This window comes from Microbulbifer discodermiae (assembly GCF_040742695.1).
GTDB lineage: Bacteria > Pseudomonadota > Gammaproteobacteria > Pseudomonadales > Cellvibrionaceae > Microbulbifer.
In genome coordinates this window covers 1-25,941 of sequence record NZ_JBFLAB010000029.1, presented here as the reverse complement: position 1 = coordinate 25,941, position 25,941 = coordinate 1, and the positions used below count along the sequence as shown (strand labels likewise).

The window sequence follows — 25,941 nt, the reverse complement described above, 5'->3', positions numbered from 1 at the left end:
TCAGCAGGACCTGCTTCGTAATACTTTTGTCGAGGAGGCAGTCCGCTCAGATTGAGCCAGAAAAGGAGCCGCAAGGGTCTCCAGCTGATTCCAAAGGTGTGCTGAGCCCTTGGCATCGAGGGCCGGGTCGTCCGCTCGAAACTCCACAAGGCCCAGGGTGTTATGCCAGTAAGCACCACGGGGCAGATCCTGAGTCGCACCTATCAGCGAAGCTTGAGCACCAGCCTCCTCGGAGATCAGTAGTAAACTTCTCAAGCGAGCCAGAAAGCCGGTTTTGGACCCACCGAGGCCACTCGCGACCACACCCGGATGAACAGCGATCGGATGAAGCTGCGGATAGCGGTTTTTCAATTCTGCAACCTGCCAGAGGTTCCCCAGTTTACTGCGGGCATAGGCTTTCTGTGTGGAATCAAAGAAAGCATCAGCAGAGCAATCCTCTGCCATGACATAAGCCTCACCGGTGGTCAATACGACCCTGGCGTTTTTTGTCAATAAATCCCGCTCGATCAGCAGCCGGTACAACAGGTGGTGGCCCAGAACATTGACGCCAAAAGTCTTTTCCACCCCGGTTACCGTGGACTCAGGGCTTTGCAACACCAGACCAGCATTGCATATCACCAGGTCAAAGGGCATATCGCCCAAGCTATCAACGGCGGTGATGATACTAGCGGGATCCGCCAGGTCCGTGCTCAGGGCTTCAGCCCCCGGTATCGTACCGCTACTCTGTGAAAGACCCCGGGCCAGGGTAATCACCTCGGCTCCACGCTCCAGCAGTCCCCGCGAAACATACTCGCCCACACCCGCGGCTCCCCCGGTAACAAGTGCCCTCTTGCCTTGGAGGCGCGGCATCCCGGGGCAGCGTCGATTTTTTCTCTTCTGGCCAAGGATACAGGCGAGAAGGCGGCCAGCACCGCTGGAAGCAGGGGCTCTGGCCGTGAGATCAATAGACATTAACTTACTCCGTTCACTCTGTAAGGCGGACTCAGCAACAGCCTACGCCGGCAGCTGCCGCGCCGATCACTCAATGCAGTGTATCCGATTGACATTGGAGTGACAATTAACAATACTTGTTACTTGTTTGCCGGTCAAGGAGGGGCTTCTGAAGGGATGAAGCAAGTGTCTGCCCGCAATGAATGAGGCAGTCCCAGTTTCGAAGCGGAGGCGCCGACATAGGAGCAGGCACTCCGGCAGCCCCTGGAAATACCGATCAAAGCCAGCCCAGGGCCGGCACCTGTTGATTTGTGTTCAGGAGCCCTGACCACTAAATTAAGCACCGCAGCAAAACAAATCGAAAAGAGAGCCCTAGTGACCAATAAACCACACAATATCCCGCGACCATATCTGAACTATGGCCTAAAACACTTATTCAGTCGGCTGGCAAGGGATATCCTGGCCATCGATCCATAGCGCCCGCTGATAGATATCTGATTAGAGGAAGCAGTTTTGCGGGAGCCCTCTATTCATTTACAGATCGTCAGACGCCCTACTGGAATTATCAACTGCCAACCCAAATCGATTGGGACTTATGTGAAAAGGCGATTCGGAAATAGTTTGAAATGGCTAAAAAAATACTTACACGGGAAAAAATATTAGATGCTGCTGAAGATGTGTTACGAAAGTTTGGGCCGCGAAAAATTACTGTCGTGGACATCGCCCGCTCACTAAACGTCAGTCATGGCGCTGTCTATAGACATTTCGATACAAAATCCGCACTTCACGAGGCCATCACCAGCCGCTGGCTGGAGAGAGCCATGGTACCGTTGTCAGAAATTTCAAATAAAACCTCCAGCCCAAAGAAACGACTGCACGATTGGTTTAAAGCGCTGATGGATATAAAGCGAGAAAAAGCCACTGAAGATCCTGAAATGTTTGCATCTTATGCTTTACTTGCGCAAACTATTCCCAAGCATATTATATTCGAACATCTAGAACTGATGATACAGCAAGTGGAAAAAATACTTTTAGATGGCGTAGAAGATGGCTCCTTCGAAATAAAAGATTGTGCTATCACAGCCAGATGTCTGTTTCATGCCACCTATCGCTACCACCATCCCATTCATTCCGATGAATGGGGCAATAAAAACATAAAAAAAGATTTTGAGGACCTTTTTTTCCTATTAGAGCGAGCCATTCTAAAATCAAATTAAATAGCCAAATAGTAATATATCAACAACGGTAGTTTTTATGTAGTTGTGACAGTACTTTAAAATCAAGGAGGATTTAATGGACACTAGAAACACAGCAAATAGTTACGGTTCGATTGCGAAGTGGTTACACTGGACAATCGCTATATTTTTTCTTGGTTCCTATGTGAGCGTCTATTACCGGCACTGGTTTACAGCGGAAGAAACCCCGGAAAACTGGATTGCACTTCAGCTCCACCTGTCAATTGGCATAACCTTAGCAGCTTTTATAGCCCTAAGAATTCTTTGGCGTATAACTAACAAAACTCCGGATTTAGAGCCGGGCACCAGGCTTGAACACCTGGCTGCCCACGTCGGCCATTATGCCTTATATGCGATCATGATTATTATGCCTATTACAGGATATATAGGCACCTCCGTAGATACAGAATATTTCTTCCTGTTCGATATACCAAAGTTTGAAACCACCAAGCTGTATGAGGTTCTAGTGACTCAAGGAATGGGAATTTCTTTCGAAGAATTTGAACAGCCAATTGATTTCATCCATACAAACCTATTTGGTGAATGGATTGTATGGCTTCTGATCTTGGCACATGTAGCAGCAGCACTATACCATCATTTTTTCAAAAAAGATAAAACCCTTATAAGAATGACGATCGGAAATAGTTAACTTACTTCGGGATAGGGCAGAAATAATTGATCGCGGTTTCAAGTAATAACTGCAATTTCGATACGCAGCGAGTAAATCTGCTCGCTGCCCCATCAATAGTTCGTTTGGCGATCGACAACCCCTCGTCTTTCTCGGACGATCGTTGAGTCTATTCATCACCGCTTGCACCTCTTCATCCGTGACTTCCTTGTGAGCCGCTGTTCTTCGAGTATCACTGAAGCGCTGTGCCTGAGCTGACCTATAACTTATCAAGCCACTATTTCGCTTCAATTTCCGACTGATCGTTGAACGTGAGCATTTCAACAAATCCGCAAGCTTCCTCTGATTATGCTCTGCGTTTAATAATACGTAAATCTGGTATCTTTCTTCTTTGTTCAGCTGGCGGCAACTCACCACCGCTTCACCTCGTAGTTGGAAGAAGTGCGAGCCTACCAGCTGCCGCCTCAACTTATCCAATTGAACTTATTATCCGAAATCACGGTATATGTATTTCACCCCTTATATACATTAAAAAAATCATGCATTCTATGTGCTACAGATTCATGTGATGCAATTGAAGAAGTATAAAGAGGTTTTCTTACCTGAACAGTACTAGAGGTTGTTATAACCCTATTATTTTCATAGAATCTGAGTACATTGTTATCCATCTCAAGGCCACATGCCATTAAAATAGCTGATATTTCTTTCAAAGGATCGACGATCAGGTTCTCATAGCTTACTTCTAAGACTCGATTTCCAATAAGGTTTAGCCAATGAGTCGTTAAGCGATTAATATTATTGAAATGTTCAGCGATATCATGTAAAGAGTTACTCCAGGCCATACCTTGATTGAAACAGGTGCGAAAGCAGGACCATGCGACATCAGCAGGATTTCTCTTTATCATAATAATCGGAGATTTTGGAAAAGCGGCCGCAATAATGCCCAAGTAATAGATATTATTTATCGACTTATCAACAATTCCACAATAAGAATTAAATCTTTCTTTAGTTACATGAGTATATATTTGAGTTATCGTTCTTAATTTTGTATTAGTTGAATTCAGTTGTTTAATCCTTTGAGAGCTTATGTCTGATGCTTTGCCGAGATGCAAAGTCGCGATACGTATGCCGCCAAACTCTCCTCCAGTATTGATTTCATTGTGGGTTACCAAAATTTGCTCAAGAAGAGTAGTCCCAGATCTAGGAAGTCCAATTATGAAGATAGGATTTTTTGGTACTGACACTTCTTGGAAGTCCGGAAGAAATGTATTATCAGCATAATTTAAAATTAGCTTATCTATGTATTCAGCCTCATTCTGCTTTTTAATAGGAACTAATTTATTAGACAACTTTGAGGCTACATTAAATTTATTAAATGCGGAATCAAATTGATTTCGGTCTAATAATGCTTTTCCAAGGGCGTAAAAATATGAAGCCTGATGTTCATTATTTAATTTTTTAATTTTGTTTTCTGAATTAATAATTTTTTCAAAAAATAATTCGTTATTTGAAAAATCTATTTGTGCTGATAAAGTTAACCAAGTCGGTCCATTTAACGAATCACAAGCGTCGAGTGCTTTGACTAAATACTTTTCAGCAATTTTATACTGCCCCAATTGTTGTAAGATAGCTCCAGTAAAATGCAAAATTTTTGTGGTTTGATTTTCTATGCATTTTTTGGTTTGAATATATTTTAATGCACTAGTATAGTCGCCACACTCAGCAAGTAAAGAAAGTGCCTCAATTATTTTGTCTTTAAACGTTTCTTCAGAACTTATATAACTTGATGCTAAATATTTTCCTATAGAAAATTCACCTAACATTATAGCAATGCGGGCAACTGATAGCTTTGATTTACCCGTCAACCTACAATCATTTATTAGCCCATAAAGTAACGTTAATGCATATTTTCGATCACCATGAGCTACCGTATTTAATATTTTTTTTACAAGACAATTAACATCCATAATTTTATATAAATAATATTAATACTTTTCAGATTTTTACTAAATAAATATCATGCCGACCACAGAAAAATTTATTCCAATTGTAACTGTTCTTCATATTCTTGTATGTAATAATTAAGGTGGCTCTTTAATCCTTTAAGTTCCGTATTAAAATTCCGCCAATAAGAAATACCATCTTTATATAAGCCCTTTCTCACTTGTTCAGAACTCGCAGTTCGAATTGGCCGCTTATTGTTTTGTGGATAAAGACATTCAGAATCGAAATCCAAACCGATCTGAAATAATAAGTTTCTTATAGAATGATTTGGCCTGTGGACAAGATTTTCATAGTATACAGTTTGGATTTGTTCTTGGAATATATTACGCCAATGGCTCATCAACGAACAGTACCCGATATAATAACATGCTATATCATTAAGATCATAGCTATAGGAATGGCCCTGAATAAATCGCTGCTTGAAGATACTCAAGCAAGTATCCATTGGATGTCTTCTCATGTCAATTATCTTGGCTGATGGAAACAAGATTTTTATTAGGCCTACATGTGCAAAATTACTTGACATTTTATCAATAAAATATAATGCGCCATTAGTATATACTTTAGAATCCTTGACGTAACGAACAAGCATATCATCAAACAAATCTGGCTCTATATAACGTAGGGATTCCGGATATTCACCAATACTTGATAGTTTTTCATTAATTTCTTTTACATATTGTCCAATAAAAGGCAACTCCATCGTAGCATCTATCTTAGAGTGATTAGAAAGCATCTGTTCGATAAGTGTTGACCCTGACCTGGGCATTCCAACAATGAAAATTGGATTAACTTGAAAAATTTTGTTTCTTTTATTTCTAAAAATAAATTCTTTGTCAAATATACATTTTAAACTATCAATTTCTTTATTATATGTATCCACGTCAAATGTAGAATAAATTTTTTGCAAGTTGTTAGCATGTTTGTATAAGGTGAAAGCTTTTTGGTATTGTTTGCGATCTTCAACTGCTTTTGCAAAAGCGAAGGATAATGGGGCTGCTTGATGAAGAGATTTATTGGCTGCAAAAAATTCCTTTTCCATTAAATTAAATTCATATTCAGAAAAAATATAATCTTTTAAATTACTCAAGGCCCAGTAAGCTTCACCATTAGCACCTGCATATTTAAGCGCATATTTATAAAACTGTTCACACAAATAGCGATTTCCTATAATTCGATATACGTTGCCAATAGATACGTTAACTTGAGGCTGATTAGAATTTATTTTTAATGATTGTTGGTAGGCAGATATGGCTTGCTCATGTTGCATTAACAGTTCTCTTGCAGCTCCAAGCATATTCCAGGCTATAACTGACTGTGGATTTACCTTAAGCAAAGTTCGCAACGTTTCACTAGCCGCTTCGGCCCGCGAAGTCGTTAAAAAAAGCTGAGACAATCCCAAAAGTAGAGTCGGCCAATAGGTCGTTCTCGTCAATATCTCGTTGAAGTACTTTTCTGCTTGTATATTCTTTCCTGCTTGCATGGCTAATACTGCCATACCAGATAGTGCTTCAATATGTTTTGGATCTTGCTCTAAAATATGTGTCAGAATACGTTTAGCCTTTGTGGAATCTGAAGATTGAAGACACTTTTTAACTTGTTCTATTTGAATACTGAATGGATCGTGTAATTCTGCCTTTCTATAAACTTTACAGGCCTGTTCGAATCTTTCATGTTCAACCAAGATATCTCCCAAAAGAAACCAACCAGGTGTAAGTGTTTCAACCCTTGCCAGTACTTCTGTAAGTTGTTGAATAGCCTGGTCATAGTTTCTATTTAATCTAAGAGCCTTAGCATAGTCGAGTATGCATATTGGGTCTTGGTCTGTTGCCTTTACAAGTTCAGATAAATGTTTTAATAATTCCTCAATTTTATTAGACTGCATATAGGCAAATCCCAATGCCCGCCCTATTCCCTTATTACCTGGAGACTTTCTGTAGAGCTCCAGTAAAATATTTTCAGCTTGATTTGAATCATCAGATTCAAGAAATTTTATAGCTTTATTAAATTCAGAAATAAGATTGTACATTTTTTATCACTAGCATAATCTGCCAAAATAGAAATAATATCCTTATAAATAGCGCAAAAGGCATTTATAGTTTTGATTTTAATTCTATAACAAAAAAGCTGTGGCCGACTTCACAGCCACAGCTTTGATAAATTAAATTAAGCTACTTTACATGCGTCTAAATATACTAGAAATTATAAGTAGCACTAAGCCTCACATGCCGAGGTGTTTGGTATCTCGTGGGTTTTCCATAATCAAGGTCAGGCTCGGGTAAGTCTGTTCCACCAAAAGGCAAATCTGTAGAAAATCCAACATCACCAAACTCACGACGATCGATAACAGCATCGGAGTTAAAAATATTAAAAACATCCATACGCAAAGTTAGATCACCATTACCGAGTATATCACCAAGTTCTGGAGACCACATCAGGCTAAGGTCAACTGTGCTATTCCAGTCGGTTTCAATTTGAGAACCTCGCGGAGTCAGTTCGCCTCCACAGTACCAAGAAGCCGCCCCATAAGCCCAGGCGAAGTAATCACTCGGATGTTCACCTACACATCCCATTTTTCGTGGAGCTTCAACGTTCAGATTTGTGCCTATACTCAGTTGGTCATTAATGGCATAGGCACCCCGTACCTTCAACCGGTGCCGGCGATCATTTGGTAATGGACCAAAGGCACCATCGGTTAAGCCTGGTTGATCAAAGTCTTGTGTAAGACCCGCATCGTCTTGGCCGTTTTCAGATTTAACCGCGCCCTCGTAATTTCCTTCACTTTTAGACCAGGTATAATTAGCTGACAAATACCATTGACCGTCCCAGATCCGTTCAAGAGTCAGATCAATTGCATCATAAGTTCTCTCTCCTTCCGGATATCCGAGTTGCTCGGCAGATAAATCAGCCCAATCAATTATTCCGTCGTTACCAAAATCTTCGACTAATGCAACACGCACATCTTTCCCAGGGTTTATTAGTACATACTGGTGAAACCCAGAGTAGGTTTCTAAAGCGGGATCGTCTCCATAGCCATTTTCATTGGCCCACTCGATGACAGCAGCATCAATAGCTACATCCTCAATCAGACCTTCAAGATTACGATGAATATATCGCATGCCAAAAGTCCACTCATCAAAGAAGGTGTGCTCAAAACCTAGAATATATTCGGACTGATAAAATGGGTCAAGATCCGCGTCGTGTGTAGCATCGCCGAAAGGCATTGTGCCATCGGCGAAATAGAGCCTTGGCTCCACTGCACCAAATACAGGAAATCCGTTTGCATCGTAATCCGGCTCACCATCGCCATCAGCGTCAACTGCTTCAAAATACTCCTGGAAATAGGTTTCCCGACCTGCTAATCTCATATTAGTGTTGGAAGCTATAGGTAAATAATAATGACCATAACTACCGAAGACTCTGGTATTTCCATCCCGGAATGGATCCCAGGAAAATCCTAGCCTTGGAGCTAACTGATTCTTTATTTCTACATACGTGTCACCTTCGATATTTCTGTTATCGAAAGTCTCATTTCTAATCCCCAAGTTGAGAATCAGATTATCAAGCACTTGCCAACTATCCTGTAAATAGAAAGCTGTTTGAATAGTATTGAACGCCCCCTCATTATAATATTGGCGAGTACGCCAACGCATGCCGGAGGTATAAGCATCATTATATTCTAGTCGCGCTCGTAGATTACCAGAGTAATGGGCCTCGGTACTGGAACTCAAGTCCTCTTTATCCATTCCTACGCGAATATGGTGTTCACCCATAGCATCAAAATAAAAATCTGCGTCAAAGCGATAATTTTTACGCTCATCTTCACCACGCTCCAATAGACCTACAGACCAGGACCCAATATCGAAAGTACTCCCATTGATACCAGGCGTGCTACTGCGTCTATCACGAAGTAATGGAGGCTCTGAATCCGAAAAGTTTTCACGACTATATTGGTTTTCTCCATACAGCGCCGAAATAGTTACCCAATCCGCTAGCGCAGCAGTATACTTGAAAATTTGATTTTCACCGCCATTCACATACTTGCTGTCTACTAGGCGCTCACCTTGTAGCTCCGTGAGCGGTGCGCTACCAAGCAAACTGGCACTTCCTATACGGTCGTTGCCTGCATCAGTAAAACGCCAAGTCTTTACGTTACGTGTCTGATCATCTGAAAATAATGTATATTCGAAACGATGCCCCTCAAGGGGAACATAGTCTAACTTAACTGCATAGAATGGATCAGTCTGAGTCTCCTCTTCACAACTACCGGTAAAACAGTCGAAGGAGCGAATATCACGAGGATTATACAGTCCGAAGAAAAACAATTTATCCTCAATGATAGCCCCAGAAGCCCAGATATTGTAATCTGCTTTACTGCGTTCATCATGTTGGTTCGCTGAGGTATAGGTCGCCGGGGATGTTTCATAAAAACTTTCTGGTTCATAAAACATATTTGCCCCAAAATGAAAATCATTTGAACCAGATTTAGTTACCGCATTTAACACTCCCCCAGTTGAGCGGCCAAACTCTGCCTGGTAACCACCCGTTTTAACTTCAATTTGATCAAAAAGTTCAAAAGGAATGGTCGATCCCCCAACGAAATTTCGGAAATTCGTGATATTCATACCATTTACATAGTATACATTCTCACCAACAGAGGAACCTGCAAAGGAGGCGACATTTCCGGATCCACCGTATACACCTGTAGAGAATGCGGAGTCACCAGAACTTGTTCCTGGCGCCAATAATGCTACTGAGGTTGCATCACGGGCAATCGGCGTGCGTGCAAAAATCTCACCGACATCCACCGTTATTCCAGTAGTAGTTGAATTAAAGTCCCAAGATCCCTGTTTAACACCTGTTACGTAAACTTCCTCAATAGTGTTATCAAGGGATTCCATAGTAAATGTATAAGCGGCAGCCTTACCAATTTGAATGGCAACATTTTCAGCAGTTAGTGCATTGTATCCATCTTGAGAAATAGAGATTTTATATTGGCCTACTGGCAGCTGCGGAATACGGAGACTGCCTTCGCTATCCGTAATAGTCGTACGGCGAACACCCTTATCAGATGTTATCAACACTTCCGCATTTGCGACTGGGCTGCCAGACTGATCTTGGACCGATCCCCGCAATGTTCCAGTCGTATAGTCCTCTGAGACAGCCGTGGTTGATACCAGGCCACTAATGGCCATTGCAAGCAGGCCTTTACTAAATTTAGAGCAAATCATATAGGAAGTCCCCTTTATTATTGGATTGTCTAGTTTAGTAGTTATAGGCTACCCTTGTTAGTCATTTTTCCAACGATAGGATCTAACAAAGAATAGGCTGTTCATAGTACAACAGTTTTTTAAGCTTTATTACAAAACAGCAATTTTTGGCAGGTTATGCATAAATTATGTCGCCAAATTCTTTATTAACTGCTGAACGGGTATCCTCTAATAACTAATTAATCGAGATCAGTATAACTAAGCTGCATGAGCATAGAATCAACAAATTCTTCGAATTATTCCACCTTTATCGTCCACTTTTACCTCTATTGAAGCCTTATCAACCAATCAAATCTGGGAATTACTGCGCAGTGGCTATGCGGCAGGCGAAATATGGGTTTCATGCCACACAGGTTTTGCCCCAGTAGCGCCATTTCAGTATGACAGAGTTCACCAATGCACAGGATGCAAAGGGGTGATGCGCGTTCTTCGTCTATGCTTTGTATCACATCGTGGTGAACAAGCTTTCGCTTCATCCAGAAAGTTATGCTACGCATTGGCACGCATTTGACCTTGACGTTCGCACTTACCTACATAAACTAAATCACTCCAGGCATAAATATCGCCACCGATCGTGCAGCGTTCCCCAAGTACAACTCACTCGTAAACATCAGCAGATGTGGTCGTGATATGGTGAATCAGCTTCGTCTTTTTTATGCTCCCAGCAATCTGAGTCCTTGTACCGAATAACACTAAACGCCACTCGTGGTGTAACGCAGATCCAGATCACATTTCCTCCTCCTGTTCTTGGTAGCGCTTGGTGCATTACTGGTGATGGCGTCAATAATAATTTCCCGGTTGACTTTCAGACTATTATCCTAGCAGGCTGTTGAAATTCGAAGAATTTCGACGCCTGGTACAGGAATATGGATGTTCCGGCAAAATCGACGATGCCAAAGTCTCTGATTTTGAGAGAAAAGTGAAAATTACATTTTTCTCTTTTCGTGTTTTGAAACAGGCAGGATACCTTTTTCAACAACCTGCTAATGACTACCAGCACCCGTAGATTAGCGTAAAAGGCTCTATTGCATCGACCAAAGCATCCGATCGAATAGCAGTTTTCATATCGTTCAGCAGATTTTCTTCGCCAATCCTCCGGTAGAATCCCCCAAACCTGTCTGTCAGGGCTTATTGTTTTATGCTTACAAATAGCTTCTTCGATTTGCGTGGTGCCCATAATATTAATGTGATTTCTAATAAACCAAAGATAAATTAAGCATTAATCAGCAGTTCCACTTAACGCGGATATGGGAACATGATTATCTGTTTTCTTGGACTGAACTTCATCTTCCATAGCACTCCTGATCCGTATCAAAGCGCGTTGAATCAATTCTTTTACGGACTCTTTGGAGATATTCATACGTTCGGCGATGTCCTGATAGGTCATCTCCTCGAAGCGGTGAAATTCAAAAGCTGTACGTGCGCGTGGTGGCAAACCTACAATCGCCTTCACTGCACGGTGATATTCCTGCATGCCAATCACAGCACGTTCCGGTGAAATAGAGTCCGGTGTTTCCATTTCACATTCCAGTGAATCGTGAAAACTTCCACGACGTGCCTTATTATAGCGACTGCGACTGACCAATAGGTTCCTGGCAATGGTAAAGATATAACTCTGTGGATTGTTGATCTTTGTCTCACGCTGCCTTATGTGTAGATGCAAGTGAAAGAAAACCTCCTGCACCAAGTCATCCACATCAGCGATATTCACCCGCGGGGCAAAGTAGCGGCGCAGACCAGAACCGTATTCGTCCACCCAGTTAGTAATAACCCTTTCACAATTTTCTCTCATAGATCAGGCAGGCCCTCGATTTGAGTAAAAATCGCACATCCGGGGACAACTAGCGGTAGTACCGAAGGATTCCGCTCAGGATCTTCGGCGCACGCTTTCAACACGCGGTAGATATCCTCAGACAAAAGCGACCCCCTTCTATGAACAATGGCGAATTCAGGTTAATAGGGTGCGTTAAAGAGGGCTTTTTGCGCTTCTTTACGACCCGGTTACGATAAAAATTCCGGTCCTTCAGACGGTATTGCTGGAGTCATTGTTGGTATTTGCGAATAAATCCTTATTAGTGGCGGGGTCTTTCATATATTCACTGCCGACTGCTAATCCTTGCCTGTTGGGCCCAAGTGTTAGTGCTGATGCTCTATTCGATCTTCAGAGCCTGCTTCCGAAACAAGGTAAAGCTGAAATAGAGCAAGTTACAATATCAATCACGGCTGCCCACGAATGGCACAATAATCAGCCCTGCAACCGCCTCTCCTTATAAATTTTTTATTACTTAAAGTTTACTGCGCCAGAATAGCGCTAACGGATTTTTTAATAAATGAAAATTCTATTTTTTGCGATAATTTCCGCGCCAATCTTTCCCAAATTGCAAAAATTATTCGACTAGGGCCGCTCTTATTTCCTTCTATCTCCTACTTATTTATGAGGACTTTAGGCTACCTCACTTACCAGCTTTTAATGACTGAAAAGTCATTGGTTCATTGTCCAGTTGACCGTTCAGTCCCCGTCATTTCTGATGAATAAGCCTATTTGGCGGCTGCCAGGTGCGTAACAGCCTTTTGCTATGCACCCAAATAAGGCTTTTCCCCCTCCTCTCACTACATGATTCGCCAGCAACTACTGTCTGCCAAAAGTACAATGATTATTGTCAGAACCGGCAACAGCCCTACTCTGAATCGTCCATATTTTTTTGCATGTGCCTCCCACATCAATCGACTGAGCAAACTCCCGTATTGGATATTACTCTGCCAATAATAAAAATTTTTCTATGCTGACTTGCCCCGAAATTGAACAAACATAAAACCCCCATGTCTTTTCATATCGACCCACAGCGTAGTCACGAATGAAAACTTCCCATTTGGCTGGGGCCAACGTCTCCATCAATAGCTGCGAACGCTCTGCCACTCCACTATCAGCTGGCAATAAACATTTGGAATTTTTTTTGTTAATGGCGCCTGTTTGCTGCTTAAAAGTAATTAGCCCGTCAGCTTTTTAAATTTTCAGATCGTTCGTTGACATTAAAAATTTAAAATGGTACGAGAGATCCGACTTGGCAGTCGATGGCTATGGAACGGCCCTGTTTTATCCTCCGCTTACAGAGGCCAGTTCCGAGTGCTCACTTCCGGTGAGTGACGCAACCGACCTCGACCCGCAAAGCACGACAACTCCAAATGCCTTGCTCAGTCACAGCAGCAGCGGCTCCTATTCAGTTCGGGAAGAAATTCGGCGTTCTCTTGCGCAGTTGATAGTGAAGTCGCAGGTCATGTCAGGCCTTTGTGCCATTGGTCCCCTAGTCCGCTTCATGGAGGGAGAAGTTAAAAATTGCTTTAAACAACACTAATACAAAAGATATGGAGGGAATTAAAATGCTAAAAGCAAGTATAAAAATGGCAAGATACATAGCACTGGTAACAATCGGCGCTTTCAGCAGTATCGCCTTTGCACAGGCGGGGCTCGAGCAAAGTGTGCAGGCTGAACTCGAAGCAGCGGTGTCCGAAACCTTGAAAGTAAACCTGAACCTCGATCAGTACAGTGTCCAGCGCATCGGAACCGAAGTCAGTTCAGATGCTCGCTCGGGGGCGGCGGATTTGCGTGTGGACCTGATATTGGACGGCAGGCCAGTACAGATGTTGCTGTCTCCCCACTCGGTGCGCAGCCCCGACCTGGAGGTATACACGGTCGACGGTAACGGCGTAAAACGCCAAGTGGCAGCGCCGCCCATACGCACTTATCAAGGCAGTTTGAGGGGAGTCAAGGATGCCAGTGTTGCAGCATCCCTGAGTGAAACGGGCCAGCTCAAGGCCTGGATCCAGATGTCCGGTGAAATCTGGGCCGTACAGCCACTATCCGACGCCGCAGCCAATGTAGGCTCTAATCTCCATGTGGTGTATCGCAGCAGTGATATTCTGCCAGGGGATTGGGCCTGCGGTGCCGATGAGGAGCCATTTACGCATTTCCTGCACGGGGGCCCCGGCAGTGTGAAGCAGAGCCGCCTGGTTACCCGTTTCGCGGACGTCGCGTTCGATGCCGATACCGAGTTTTACAACCTGAACGGTAGTTCTGTAGCCGCCACCGTCTCAGATATCGAAAGCGTCATGAATGCGGTGGAGTCGATCTACCTGAATGAGACTGACATTGGGTACAATATCGGTCAAATCATAGTGCGCACCGGAGCCGACCCCTACTCCTCCACAAGCCCAACTGGACTGCTCTCCCAATTCCGCAATGAGTGGCTTACCACCCAAGCGGGGGTGCCCCGGGATACAGCCCATTTAATGACCGGAAAAAATATTGACGGCAATGTGATCGGTATCGCATACCTCAGCGCTGTTTGCAATTTCAATATCGGTTACGGTCTGTCCCAGTCCAGATTCACTAGTAACTTCGCCGCCCGTGTGGCACTCACGGCTCACGAACTCGGCCATAACTGGAGCGCAAACCACTGCAATGGCCAGAGTGACTGTGCCATCATGTGTTCTGGTATCGGCGGCTGCACCGGGATACTCAACCGATTCGGTGTAGGGTCCGAAAACGCTATTATTTCCTGGGCCAACAGTGTCAGCTGCTTGAATATCTGAGCCCGGCTAAATCTGATATGCAGGTTAATATCTAACAAAGCCGGATTAAAGTACCTGCGTTTGTATCGGGAATGTTGTTATAGGGGGCGCAATGCCCCCTTTTCATACGACCCTCCGCAGCCATCTTGCACTGCACTTGATACTCCGTAGCAACGGTTATGGATAGACCGAGGGAGTTTTACGCGACCATTTTTGGGTATACCCCTGGTATTTCCATGTATAGAGTTTTTAGTATATTCACCCGGTAACTCAGCAAGTTGATGGGTTAAGGAGCCCAAAACTCCACACCCTCAGGCAATTTATCAGATTATCCTGGAAGAAGAGAATCACAGATTACCGGGAAGAGGAAACATGCCCTATAACACACCCTTCCAAAACTGGCCCACCGGTGCCTGGCCATCTTATTCCACCGACGGATCACAGATCGTCTTTACCGACAGTGGGCAATTGTGGATCGTCGCCACACCAACCAAGTCGAACCCCCACCCCACCGCTACAGCCCTTACCTCCCTCAGCGGCGTCAACGCATCACGCCCCGACTGGTCCTGGAACCCCAACTGGATAGCCTTTACCGGCACGGCGGGTGGTGAATCCTACCTGTACATCGTCAGCCCATCGGACCCGGCAAATCAGGTCTACCGGCTGAATGTTGTGGACATAGTGTCTGGCGACCCCTATACACAGATCCTCTATCCCTCCTGGTACGAAAACCAGGGCATCTTCACCCTGGCTGCGGTCAACTACACCAAGACCGCCAGCGGACCTGCGCCGGTTATCCTGGTGATCGATCTCAGCAGCTATTCTCCAGGTTCCACAGACCCGGTTTACGCCGGAGCCGTTACCGACGTCTCCCAGGTCTATGCCGGGCGCCCGACAGTCTCGCCCGATGGCAGCCAGATCGCCTTCGCCGGCAACCAGGGCAGCTTCAACCAGCAGCACAACCAGATCTGGATCGTTGAGCCAGACGGTCCCTCCGGCCCCATCCAGCTCGACCCCGATCAGGGGCGGTCGCCCAACTGGTCGCCGGATGGCGCCTCCATAGTGTTTGAATCCAACCGCGGTGGTTCCGGCTACCAGGTATTTCTGATTCCCGCCTCGGGCGGCGTGGCTACGTCCCTCACCGATCCGGCCTACGACGCAAACCACCCTGAGTGGTCCCGCGACGGGACCAGCATCGTATTCAATTCCTTAGGAGGTGGTATCTACAGCTTCGAAGCGCCCTAGCCCAATGTTTCAGTTAAAATATGAATATTCTATTAACTAGCGGTTTGATTTGTCTTAGTTTTTCAGCTGGATTTATCCGCTTTTTTCAGTAGCAGAGCATGATCCGGCGCTTGCTCGATTATGTCTGGACAGAGCAACTGGAGGATCGGGCCTTTTAGCAGGCACAGTGCCTGCAGCGTCAGCCGTGCTTGCCAGGATTCCAACCCGTTTCGGCGAGGTAGCGCTGCCCAGACTTCGCAGCGGGCGCCTCCAGCTCCGTACCCATCGAGTCGTTCCAGCGGTTCAGATAACCAAACAGTGCAACCACAGCCAGAATTTCGACGACTTCGCCATCGCCCCAATATTTCCTGAGTTGTTCGTCAATCTCCTCGTTGACACCGTTCGGTACCGAGGAGGCCGCTATGGCGAAGTCCAGTGCGGTGCGTTCGGCGTCGGTAAACAGCGGGCTTCGGGGGTATTCCCAGATGTGCTCGAGTTTCTCGTCCGGCTCGCCGTAACGCTGGGCAGCCCGGATGGTGTGGGCCTGGCAGTATTGGCAGCCAGCGGCATGGCTGGCGACATAGCCGATCAGTCGTTTCAGGCCACTGGTGACGCGCCCGTGGTTCTCCATCACCGCCTTGTTGAGATTGATAAAGGCTTTGGCGATCTCCGGGCGCCGTTGCATCGTGAGGACGCTGTTGGGACAGAAGCCGAGGGTCTCATTGAAGAAGGCGGCGAGCTTGGCGACTTCTTCATTGTCGTCGGGGGAGAGAGGGGGGATCAGCGGCATATGGCCTCCATTTTTGTTCAGAAAAGGCTGGCGATAAAGATCGCGGCAATAGCGACCGGCACAAAGTAGCGGGCGAGCAGCCTCCAGGTTGGATACAGCATGCCGTCGGTGCTGCCGAACTCTTCGCGGCGCAACTGCTCACCGACCTTCCAAGCGACGAAGATCGATACCAGCAGCGCACCGAGTGGCGAGGCGAGATTGGCGACCAGGTGCTCCAGTCCCTGGAAAATCGACATGTCCCGCCAGGGCGGTATCCACGCGAGCGGCCGCACATGGGACCAGATATTGAACGAAAACACCGTCGACAATCCCACAAACCAGGCCACGGCCCCGGCACTGAGCGCAGCGCGCTTACGCGAGAGGCCGCGATGCTGTTCAAGCCAGGAGACGGCCGGCTCGAACATGGAAAAAGCCGACGTCAGAGCCGCGAGCAGCAACAGCACGAAAAACAGGGTGCCGAAGAGCGCGCCGCCCGGGATCTGTCCGAAAGCGACGGGCAGCGTTACGAAGATCATTCCGGGACCGCCAGAAGGTTCGAGACCGAATGCGAACACGATTGGAAATATCACCAGCCCGGTCAGGAGTGCGACCAGGGTATCGGCGCCGGCGATAACGCTCGCGGTGCGCGGAATCGAAGCTTCGCGCCGCAGGTAAGAGCCATAGACGACCATGCCTGCACCGCCGACGCTGAGGCTGATCAGGGCCTGGCCAACAGCAAGCAGCAGCACGCCGGCGTCGAGTTCGGAGAAATCCGGCTGGAACAGAAAACGCGCCGCTGCCGCGCCGTCGCCGACCGACATCGAATGCACCACCAGCACCACCAGCAGCAGGGCGAGCCCCGGCATCATCCACTTAACCGCAACCTCGATACCGCGGCGGATGCCGAACGCAACCACCACTAACGTGCAGCTCATAAAGGCACCGTGCCACAGGGCCTGGCGCAGCGGGTCGGCTTTCAGCGCATCGAACAGCGCCGCCGAGGTGCCTGCTTCCAGGCCCGCAAAGCGGCCGCTCAATGCCTTGAACAGATAATCGAAAATCCAGCCTGCGACCACGCTGAAAAATGTCAGTAACAGGAATGTGGTCAGGACCAGCAGCCAGCCGAGTTGCCGCCAACGCCGGCTGAGCCCTTCGGTGGCGGCAATGCGCTCGAAGCAGTGATCGGGACTCGCCTGCCCGCGGCGACCGACCATAATGGTTGCGATTAGCGCCGGCAGCCCTATGCCCAGCACGAATAGCAGGTAGACGGCGATAAAGGCACCGCCGCCGTTCTCCCCCGCAACATAGGGGAATCGCCAGATATTACCGAGGCCAACGGCGCTGCCGAGCGCGGCCAGCACGAAGACCATGTCCGAAGACCACTGCTCGTGCCCACTGCGGGCGACCTCTTCCGTCCTTGCAGGTTTCTGGGCGACCTGTTCCATTCCTGCATGCCTTTGTTGGTTTGGGAATAGGGAATATAAACACCCTTTTTTACCAAATTCAACGAACGGGACCCAGCGCTCGGAAATATCGTTTTCCAGCTTCTCCGTCACAACAGGGCCAACTCCGTTAGTGTCAACAGGCCCTAACAATCAGACCGTTACGGTTTTCCATCACAGTATGACCCACGTAGGACAGCTTGGCCTTTTTAACCAAGGCCCTTCCTGGCCATCCGCGCATCACCTTCGTCTTCGACTCGCGGGTGACGTTACTGAGTTTTTCACTGTGGAAATTCGTTTCGCTGTTACCACCACCGCCCGCAGGGGGCTCGTTAGCGTCATCTTTATAGCGATAGCTATTGTGCGAAGCCCAGGCTTGAATCAGGGTGTCGTCTACTACCATTCTTAACAGGATCTTCTTGGAGGCACGGTTGCTGATATTGCTATTGATGCAGCCATTTTAAGATCAGATCCCTTAATCGCAGTCAGTTTGTCAGCGGTCCCGGAGCTTTGAAGATTACGCGAAGTAAAGACGCTTGAAATGGAATAAATTTACACTCTTCCGCCAAGACAGTTTATTCAGTATTTCTTAACCGAGATAGCGACAAGGGCACTGGTAGCTAAATCCAGAATTTCACAGCATCAATCCTTAGTTTCCTGATTTCACCCGACCCTGGTACCCGGAGTCACGATAGAACTAACTTGGACATATGTACTATTTGCTGGCTAGACTAACCCTCTTGGCCCCCACACTTTTTCACCAGCCTTCACAAAAAAACAGGCGCATGTTTCCACAAATTGTCCAGGAAAGCTTCACACAAAAAATATTCGATCAATATTTGGCGCCAAAGCAGACCATAGAGTCTGCCTAACCAGTCACCGAAATTATCAAAAAAACGCGAAAAATCAATAACTTCAATCCCCCCGAGAAGGCTTCTTTTACGTCTTTGTTAACGGTGCCCGGAGGAACACCCGCTTCCGGCCGCCAAGCGGGGCACGGCTTGCGGTCGCGAGCCTATCAGTGGTGTTCACAGTCGGCCCTGGCAGGGGGAGCATTTCTCCCGCCAACCCGGCACCCTGCCCGGGAACTCAACAACTTCTGACTGACAGAAAAATAATTAGAGAGAGACATAATTATGGTGTTGGATTTTTGTAAACCGCAAAAATTAATCGCGCAGGCGATTCGACAAGCCAATCAAATGAACCACAGGCCCCTCTGGCGCCGTGCCGCTATGGCTTGCCTGGCCATGGCCGCCGCGCCGGCCCTGGCCCAGAGCGATGCCGACGCGCCCAGCGGCCAGGCCATCGAGGAGATCACCGTCACCGCGCAGAAAATCGAGGAAAGTATCCAGGACGTGCCCATCGCCGTTTCCGCCCTCACCGGCGACGGCATGGAGGATTTAAAAATCGAGCGCGGCGACGAGCTGGTGCGCGCCGTGCCCAATGTCAACTTTTCCAAGGCTAACTTTAGCACCTATAACTTCTCCATTCGCGGTGTGGGAACCAAGGCCATCTCCGCCAGTACCGACCCTGCAGTGGCAGTAAGCTTTAACAACTCCCCCATGATCCGCAACCGTCTTTACGAGCAGGAATTTTTCGACGTTCAGCGGGTGGAGGTTTTGCGCGGGCCTCAGGGCACCCTCTATGGCCGCAACGCCACCGCCGGGGTAGTCAATATGCTACCGAAAATGCCTTCAGATCAGTTTGAATCAGATATCAAGCTGGAGGTGGGCAGCTACAATACGCGACGTACCAGTGGTATGTTCAATCTACCTATGGGGGACAGTCTGGCACTTCGTATTTCGGGTGCCATGACCCAGCGAGATGGATACGACTATAACACCTTCACAGAAAATAATGTCAACGACAGGGATCTCTACTCCACCCGTACAATTTTGGAATGGCAGCCTTCTGAAGCCTTTAGCGCCAATCTGATCTGGCAGCACTTTGAGGAGGACGATAGTCGCTCCCGCACCGGCAAGCAACTCTGCACACGCGATCCTGGTCTCGATATGGTCGGAGAAATAGAGGTACCAGAAAATTTGCAAGCAAGCTTTAGCCAGGGCTGCCTGCCCGGATCCTTATACGAAAACGATGCATTTGGTGCTCCCAATGGAAACAGCCTCGCCTTTATTCGTGTATTCGACCGACCTTTTGCGGGACTCGGGCGCAATGAAGAAGGCCTGTTGGTTCCATTTATAAAAACTGGGGTTGACCCTTATGGTAACGTCGAGCAATCTCGAGATTTGCGCGAGATCAATACTAGCTACGATCCGGTTTTTCGCGCTGAAAACGATGTGGCGCAATTAAATTTAGAGCTGGCATTAGGAGATTCCCTGCGTCTTTTTACCCAATCCACCTATGCCAAGGACGACTACTATAGCTCTCAGGACTATAATCGCTACGTTTCTGATCCCATCTTTAACGACTCCGAAGGTCTAATTGGTTTATTCGGCCGTCCACGTATTGAATCCGGCCCGACTCCAGGAGGTATCTATACCGATCCGCAGTTAGGTCCTTCCGACCGTATGATCGCAGTGGATATCAGCCAATCCGATAACCGCCAGATGAGCCATGAGTTACGCCTGCAATCTTCCTTCGATGGCCCTTTTAATTTTTCATTGGGTGCCAATACGCTGGATTTTGAATCCCAGGATGACTACTACGTCTTTAACAATACCTTCACCTATATCGCTGAGATGATTTATAACGTCCATTTTGAAAAAGACGAAGTGTTGGGGTTTGACGACTTTTGGAAGCCTCTTACCGGAGGCCCCTGCGATGAAACCGTTACCAAAGAATGCTTCTATGTGGACTATAACTCCCTGGAGGAGGTCGATGACGAAGGTCATAACTACTTTTTAAGCCGCAACCTGGTCAAGACCCGCTCCCGTGCCCTGTTTGGTGAAACTTATTGGCAGATGACAGACGACGTCAAGCTTACTGCCGGTCTACGTTATACCGAAGATAAGAAAACCGCTACGCCCGTCCCCAGCCAATTATTACTGGGTACGGAAATTAATACCATTACGGGAGAACAACCCGGTGGCGCTTCGGGAGGCAAAGTTCGGCGCGGCTATCCTCGGGGCGAAGACATCGAGCAGGAATGGCAGGAATATACGGGCCGGCTGGTGCTGGATTGGCGCGCTGATACCCCCTTTACCGACGAGACACTATTTTATGTCTCCTACGCCCACGGCTACAAGGGGGGCGGCAGTAATCCACCGCGGGTGGATATCGACCCGAGAGTAGTGCAATATCAGCCATTAGCCAATACTTTTAAACCAGAGTTTGTTAATGCCTTTGAATTGGGGGCTAAGAATATTCTGATGGATGGCAGTCTGACTCTCAATGCCACTGCCTTCTACTATGACTATGAGGATTACCAGGTCTCACAGATTGTCGATCGGATTTCCTTTAACGAGAATTTCGATACCGAAACCTGGGGACTTGAGTTGGAAAGCGCCTGGCAGTTAACCCCAAATACTCGCCTGGATTTTAATCTTGGCTATTTAAAAACTCGGATCGCTGATGGTGAAGAATCTATTGATGTAATGGACCGCACCCAAGGCAATGAAGACTGGATATTGGTACGCCCCAATATTCAGGTACCTTCCAACTGTATTGCGCCACGCCAGTTAATTGAAGATCTTCTTAATGCTGGAGTTTCAAGTGCCGATCTCAGCCAGATTTGCGCTGGATCATTACGCGGGGGTGCATATTCAGAAGACGTAGAGGGCGTATTTAGGCGTCTGGATTTAATTTATAATCTAGGTTATTCATATAATCCACTAAACGACGCGCCCAACGGTGGTAGAGGTTTTACTGCTGACTTAAGTGGTAACGAGCTGCCCAATGCACCACGTTTTACTACTAATCTTGGACTCGAACATAAGATTCCGGTGCGTGATTGGGAATTAAAGCTGCGTGCGGACTATTACCGCCAGTCCGAAAGCTATGCCCGGGTTTACAATACCGAGTATGATCGACTAGAGGACTGGAGTAATCTTAATATATCAGCGAGCTTTATCCAGCCGGTATGGAATCTGGAAATGCAGCTATACGTCAAGAACGTATTTGATGATACACCCATTACTGATTTCTTTACCAATAGTGATGATACGGGCCTAAGTACTAATGTATTTACCTTGGACCCGCGCATTGTGGGATTTAGCCTGTACAAAGGCTTCTAAACATCATCAATTTTTTATGACTGGCTGTGGCACTTCTGCTACAGCCATTTTTATCTTTCTCTTTTGTCGCAGAGATTTTGCATAGCACTTTATTCTAATAATAATACTCATTATTATTTCCTAGATTCAACTAGTAAGTGCAACTCAAGCGGTCGGAATGAAGAGCAAGCTTCGATAGCATCTCCGCTTTTCATTCCCCCAAGAGTGAGAAGCACAAATGAGACACTACACACAGCTTACCCAGAAGTAACGATACCAAATTTACGCCCTTATGAAAGCCGAACTTAGCCAGACATAGATCGTCGTTATCGTTGGCGTTGGCGTTGGCGTTGGCGTTGGCGTTAACAAGTCCACGATCAGTCGGGGGTCACGGCGCAACCTCGGCTTGAAAGGTTATCGGCCCAAACGGGCCAAGCAGTTAGCGATTAGATGCCGCAAGGCCAAGGGGCAGCCCCGCACCGATAATTGGCACCGGGTTGAGCGGCTGCTACGTGAGGGCTGGAGCCCCGAGCAAATTAGCTTTTGGTGGCTCAGGAGGAACAAGTTTATATCAGCCACGAATGGATCTACCTGTACGTATTTGAAGAAAAACGTCAGGGCGGTACGTCTCATCGCCATCTGCGTTGTTAGAACGCCCGCCGGAAACGTTACGGCTGCTATGATCGGCGGCCATATTCCTCACACCGGATCTCGGTCCCTATCAAGAGCGCCCGAAGATTGTAGAGCACTGTACCCGTCTTGGTGGCTGGGAACTCGATACCATTATTGGTAAGCATCACAAGCAAGCCATCGTTTCACTGACAGAGTGCAAATCGCGGTTGGCACTCATCGCCAAATTACCCGCCACAGACCAAAGGTGCCAAGGGCGCGGTGATAACGCTGCTCTGACCTTGGGCGGGTCATGTCCATACCATCACCTCTGACAACAGCAGGGAATTTTCCTGTCACCAAGTCATTGCCAAGGTACTCGATACCAATTTCTACTTTGCGCATCCCTATAGTTCCTGGGATCGCGAATTAGGCGAAAATAAGAACGGCCTTATCCCGCAATATTTCCCCAACGGTTGCAACTTTACCACTATCACTAGTCAGTTATATACAGCGCGTTGTGAATAAATTCAGCAATTGACCGAGGAAATGTCTTGGCATAAAAAGACCAAATCAGGTATTTTCGGCATCAAGCCACCTGTTCCACTAGCGAGTTGAATCCAAGCACAGTAAAAAGCGCCGCAGAGATAACTCTGCGGCGCAGATTTTTGATTCCCCTATAACCTTCCTAGTTATAACACGGTGAATCGCTTTTAACCTGCTTACGGAGTATAGGAGGCAGGTGGAGTGGTTTTTACATCTCCATTGATTATACAAGGGCTGCCGCCTGCTGGATTTGAAGGAATATTAGCGTTAACGAAGCTAATTACACCTGTGGTCTGGTTAAGAGTACCCACCAGATCACCTAGGCAATTACCGGTAATACCCTGCACGTCAACACCTTCAATTGTGACAACATCACTGGCGCCACCTTCCATATTATATGGAAAATTAAAAAAACCAATCATTTGGCATGTTCCACTGGCATCACTTAATCCAAGGCTCGTAATAGAGGCATTGGAACCAGCCAGGGTGGCAGAACCTGTCATATTACATAGCAATGTAATACCCTTAGTTACAGTTAAAGGTGCGACATCTTCTAAAGCAACGTCTGTGGACCAGGTTTCTGCGTTGGAAGCACCTGTGAAGCCAGTGACGATAGCCAGAGATACTGCAGTAAATAATTTTTTCATAAGAAGATTTCTCCAAGTTATATAAGTGCCTGGCAGTAGTACGGAAATAAAGGTCAAGCTTCTTGGCCTCGACTTGAAGCCAAGTTTGTTAAGCCAAACCTAATCACGTGAACACCATGTGACGAGCTCATGCGGACTTGCATCACACAGAATCTGACGTTCAATAAAAAGACGTCACACCAGCGCAACAAATCCTCTATGGACTCAACCGTACCGCCATGGGAAACGTCACGATGTAATTAAGGTGCCAATCAACCATAACCTATAAAAAACCAACACCAATAAAAACCGCAACCTTTCAATTAGTAAAGACGTAGTTATTTGCTAAAAGGGGGGATAGCCACGACAATTTGGCGTATATTTCTACCTTTACTAAACAATCGGACAATATAAATTTTCTGAGCGTACAACTTAGTTTGATGTGTCAGCAGTGCCCAACTCTTTTTCTTTATTTTCAATCTAAGTCTTATAAAATTTTTCATCTTAACCTGACAAAATCTATGGATTTGATAAACCCCTCAAAACAGGTGGAGTTATAAAAAAATAGCGTACTATTTATACTCCAATCGCATTTAAAAAATCCATGACTATGCAGTCAAAATGCGCACCAACTCTAAAACCTGCACCTAGCAATCTAAATTAATTCAACAAATTTATTAAAAACTTTTGTTCAGAATTATTTTTGACATCGTTTTTATTTTCTCTTCAGGCAATATACAAACTGATTTATTATAGAAAATCTGTAAATCAGCAACCACCCGCAAAGCGGGTGGTATGATGAAAGCCCCCAGAGGGGGCTATGTTACAGGCCTATCAACCTCATCTGCTCTTGACGACGTTCCTCACTTTCTTGATTCGTGATGTACTCTCGAACCATCTGCTCATCTAAGCCAACTGTGCTAACGCAGTAGCCCCTGGCCCAGAAATGCCTACCGGTGAAATTTCTCTTCACCTGCATGTACTCTCGAAATATTCGAATCGCCGACTTACCTTTAAGGAGCCCTACCGTATGAGCCACGCTGAACTTCGGAGAAATCATCAACAACATATGAATGTGCTCCCTCATCGCATAACCCTCGACTAGTGGTCCATGCGGAAAATAAGGTTACTTAATTTGAGTTCACGTATACTTGCCCCATGGATACTCCTGACGTTTTTACAATTACCGCTCATGATGCAGCGACCCTGGAAAGCTGGGTTCGTAGCACCTCGCTTCAGCAGGGTCAAATTACTCGAGCGAAGATTATTCTGGCTCTGTCGGAAGGCATGCCAGTGATGGACGTGGCTGCGGCCCAGCGCGTGTCTCGCAAGACAGTTCACAAGTGGAAGAAGCGCTTTATCGAATCGGGCCCGGAGGGTTTGCTTGACCAGGCAAGGCCAGGGCGACCGTCGGTAATTGACGCCGAGATTGTGAACCGTGTTCTCACATTGACGACGAGCCGCATTCCTCATGAGTCCACTCACTGGAGTGTCTCGTTGATGGCGAAGTACGCCGGTGTTACCACATGGCAGGTTAGGCAAATCTGGAACGCTGCAGATCTGAAACCACACCGACTCAGAACCTTCAAGATCAGCAATGACCCGCAGTTTGCCGAGAAAGTGGTGGATATCGTTGGTTTGTATATGGACCCGCCGGACAATGCCTTGGTGCTGTGTGTCGATGAGAAAACCCAGATCCAGGCACTCGATCGCACTCAACCAGGGCTTCCACTTGCCCCGGGGCGCATTGGAAGTCGCACCCACGATTACAAGCGCAATGGAACGGCGGCGCTCTTTGCAGCCTTCAATATTCTGACTGGTGAAGTGATTGGTCGCGTCGAGAAAAGATCGCGTTCCAAGGAATTTCTTGCCTTTCTGAAACAGGTCGAGCGGCAGACACCGAAAGACAAGGAGTTG

At 46.7% G+C, this 25,941-nt stretch carries 16 protein-coding genes and 3 pseudogenes; 6 read left to right on the top strand and 13 right to left on the bottom strand.

Going from position 1 to position 25,941, the window contains the following annotated elements; translation table 11 throughout:
* Entirely contained in the window at positions 1-849 is an 849-nt protein-coding gene (locus AB1S50_RS11580; protein WP_367150918.1) for an SDR family NAD(P)-dependent oxidoreductase, read from the bottom strand.
* Positions 850-1,556: 707 nt separating this feature from the next.
* Here AB1S50_RS11580 and AB1S50_RS11575 point away from each other — a divergent pair.
* Both AB1S50_RS11575 and AB1S50_RS11570 read left to right on the top strand, forming a co-directional pair.
* Positions 1,557-2,147, top strand: a complete 591-nt coding sequence (locus AB1S50_RS11575) for a TetR family transcriptional regulator (RefSeq protein ID WP_367150881.1) — start codon at positions 1,557-1,559, stop codon at positions 2,145-2,147.
* A 76-nt stretch (positions 2,148-2,223) separates the two neighbouring features.
* Positions 2,224-2,814 carry a cytochrome b gene (locus AB1S50_RS11570; protein WP_367150879.1) on the top strand — a complete coding sequence of 197 codons (591 nt, stop codon included), beginning with the start codon at positions 2,224-2,226 and terminating at the stop codon, positions 2,812-2,814.
* Between the two features lie 63 nt (positions 2,815-2,877).
* Here AB1S50_RS11570 and AB1S50_RS19525 read toward each other — a convergent pair.
* The 6 genes and pseudogenes from AB1S50_RS19525 to AB1S50_RS11545 form a co-directional block, all read right to left on the bottom strand.
* Positions 2,878-3,000 (bottom strand): annotated as a pseudogene (locus tag AB1S50_RS19525) (IS30 family transposase); the annotation flags it as partial.
* Between the two features lie 84 nt (positions 3,001-3,084).
* Positions 3,085-3,207: pseudogene (locus AB1S50_RS19520) on the bottom strand (helix-turn-helix domain-containing protein); the annotation flags it as partial.
* Between the two features lie 98 nt (positions 3,208-3,305).
* Positions 3,306-4,760 (bottom strand): tetratricopeptide repeat-containing sulfotransferase family protein, encoded by a 1,455-nt coding sequence (locus AB1S50_RS11560; RefSeq protein WP_367150878.1) that lies wholly within the window; start codon positions 4,758-4,760, stop codon positions 3,306-3,308.
* Between the two features lie 71 nt (positions 4,761-4,831).
* On the bottom strand, positions 4,832-6,826 hold the full coding sequence (locus AB1S50_RS11555; protein ID WP_367150876.1) for a tetratricopeptide repeat-containing sulfotransferase family protein: 1,995 nt from the start codon (positions 6,824-6,826) through the stop codon (positions 4,832-4,834).
* 166 nt (positions 6,827-6,992) lie between these two features.
* Positions 6,993-10,028, bottom strand: coding sequence for a TonB-dependent receptor (locus AB1S50_RS11550; RefSeq protein WP_367150874.1), 3,036 nt, complete (start codon positions 10,026-10,028; stop codon positions 6,993-6,995).
* Positions 10,029-11,286: 1,258 nt separating this feature from the next.
* Complete coding sequence (locus AB1S50_RS11545; RefSeq protein WP_367150872.1) at positions 11,287-11,859, bottom strand: RNA polymerase sigma factor; 573 nt, start codon at positions 11,857-11,859, stop codon at positions 11,287-11,289.
* A gap of 1,607 nt (positions 11,860-13,466) precedes the next feature.
* On the opposite strand from AB1S50_RS11545, the gene AB1S50_RS11540 reads away from it, so the two are divergent.
* Together AB1S50_RS11540 and AB1S50_RS11535 are read left to right on the top strand one after the other, a co-directional pair.
* The gene (locus tag AB1S50_RS11540; RefSeq protein ID WP_367150870.1) at positions 13,467-14,657 is read left to right on the top strand and encodes a M12 family metallo-peptidase; all 1,191 of its coding nucleotides are present in this window, start codon (positions 13,467-13,469) and stop codon (positions 14,655-14,657) included.
* Positions 14,658-15,008: 351 nt separating this feature from the next.
* Complete coding sequence (locus tag AB1S50_RS11535; RefSeq protein WP_367150868.1) at positions 15,009-15,881, top strand: TolB family protein; 873 nt, start codon at positions 15,009-15,011, stop codon at positions 15,879-15,881.
* 178 nt (positions 15,882-16,059) lie between these two features.
* Here the strand turns inward: AB1S50_RS11535 and AB1S50_RS11530 are convergent, their stop codons facing one another.
* From AB1S50_RS11530 to AB1S50_RS11520, 3 genes are read right to left on the bottom strand one after another with little or no spacing between them, the layout of a single operon-like run.
* Positions 16,060-16,650, bottom strand: a complete 591-nt coding sequence (locus tag AB1S50_RS11530; RefSeq protein ID WP_367150867.1) for a carboxymuconolactone decarboxylase family protein — start codon at positions 16,648-16,650, stop codon at positions 16,060-16,062.
* A gap of 17 nt (positions 16,651-16,667) precedes the next feature.
* Entirely contained in the window at positions 16,668-18,185 is a 1,518-nt protein-coding gene (locus AB1S50_RS11525; RefSeq protein ID WP_367150865.1) for a sodium-dependent transporter, read from the bottom strand.
* 22 nt (positions 18,186-18,207) lie between these two features.
* Positions 18,208-18,474 (bottom strand): hypothetical protein, encoded by a 267-nt coding sequence (locus AB1S50_RS11520; protein WP_367150863.1) that lies wholly within the window; start codon positions 18,472-18,474, stop codon positions 18,208-18,210.
* Positions 18,475-19,207: 733 nt separating this feature from the next.
* On the opposite strand from AB1S50_RS11520, the gene AB1S50_RS11515 reads away from it, so the two are divergent.
* Complete coding sequence (locus tag AB1S50_RS11515) at positions 19,208-22,264, top strand: TonB-dependent receptor (RefSeq protein ID WP_367150861.1); 3,057 nt, start codon at positions 19,208-19,210, stop codon at positions 22,262-22,264.
* A gap of 825 nt (positions 22,265-23,089) precedes the next feature.
* On the opposite strand, the gene AB1S50_RS11510 is transcribed toward AB1S50_RS11515, so the two are convergent.
* From AB1S50_RS11510 to tnpA, 3 genes and pseudogenes are all read right to left on the bottom strand, one after another.
* Positions 23,090-23,257, bottom strand: coding sequence for a hypothetical protein (locus AB1S50_RS11510; protein ID WP_367150859.1), 168 nt, complete (start codon positions 23,255-23,257; stop codon positions 23,090-23,092).
* 317 nt (positions 23,258-23,574) lie between these two features.
* The gene (locus AB1S50_RS11505; RefSeq protein ID WP_367150857.1) at positions 23,575-24,045 is read right to left on the bottom strand and encodes a hypothetical protein; all 471 of its coding nucleotides are present in this window, start codon (positions 24,043-24,045) and stop codon (positions 23,575-23,577) included.
* Between the two features lie 802 nt (positions 24,046-24,847).
* Positions 24,848-25,117, bottom strand: a pseudogene (gene tnpA / locus AB1S50_RS11500) (IS200/IS605 family transposase); the annotation flags it as partial.
* A 65-nt stretch (positions 25,118-25,182) separates the two neighbouring features.
* On the opposite strand from tnpA, the gene AB1S50_RS11495 reads away from it, so the two are divergent.
* Positions 25,183-25,941, top strand: a 759-nt coding sequence (locus AB1S50_RS11495; protein ID WP_367150855.1) for an IS630 family transposase, incomplete at its 3' end; no start/stop codon positions are given.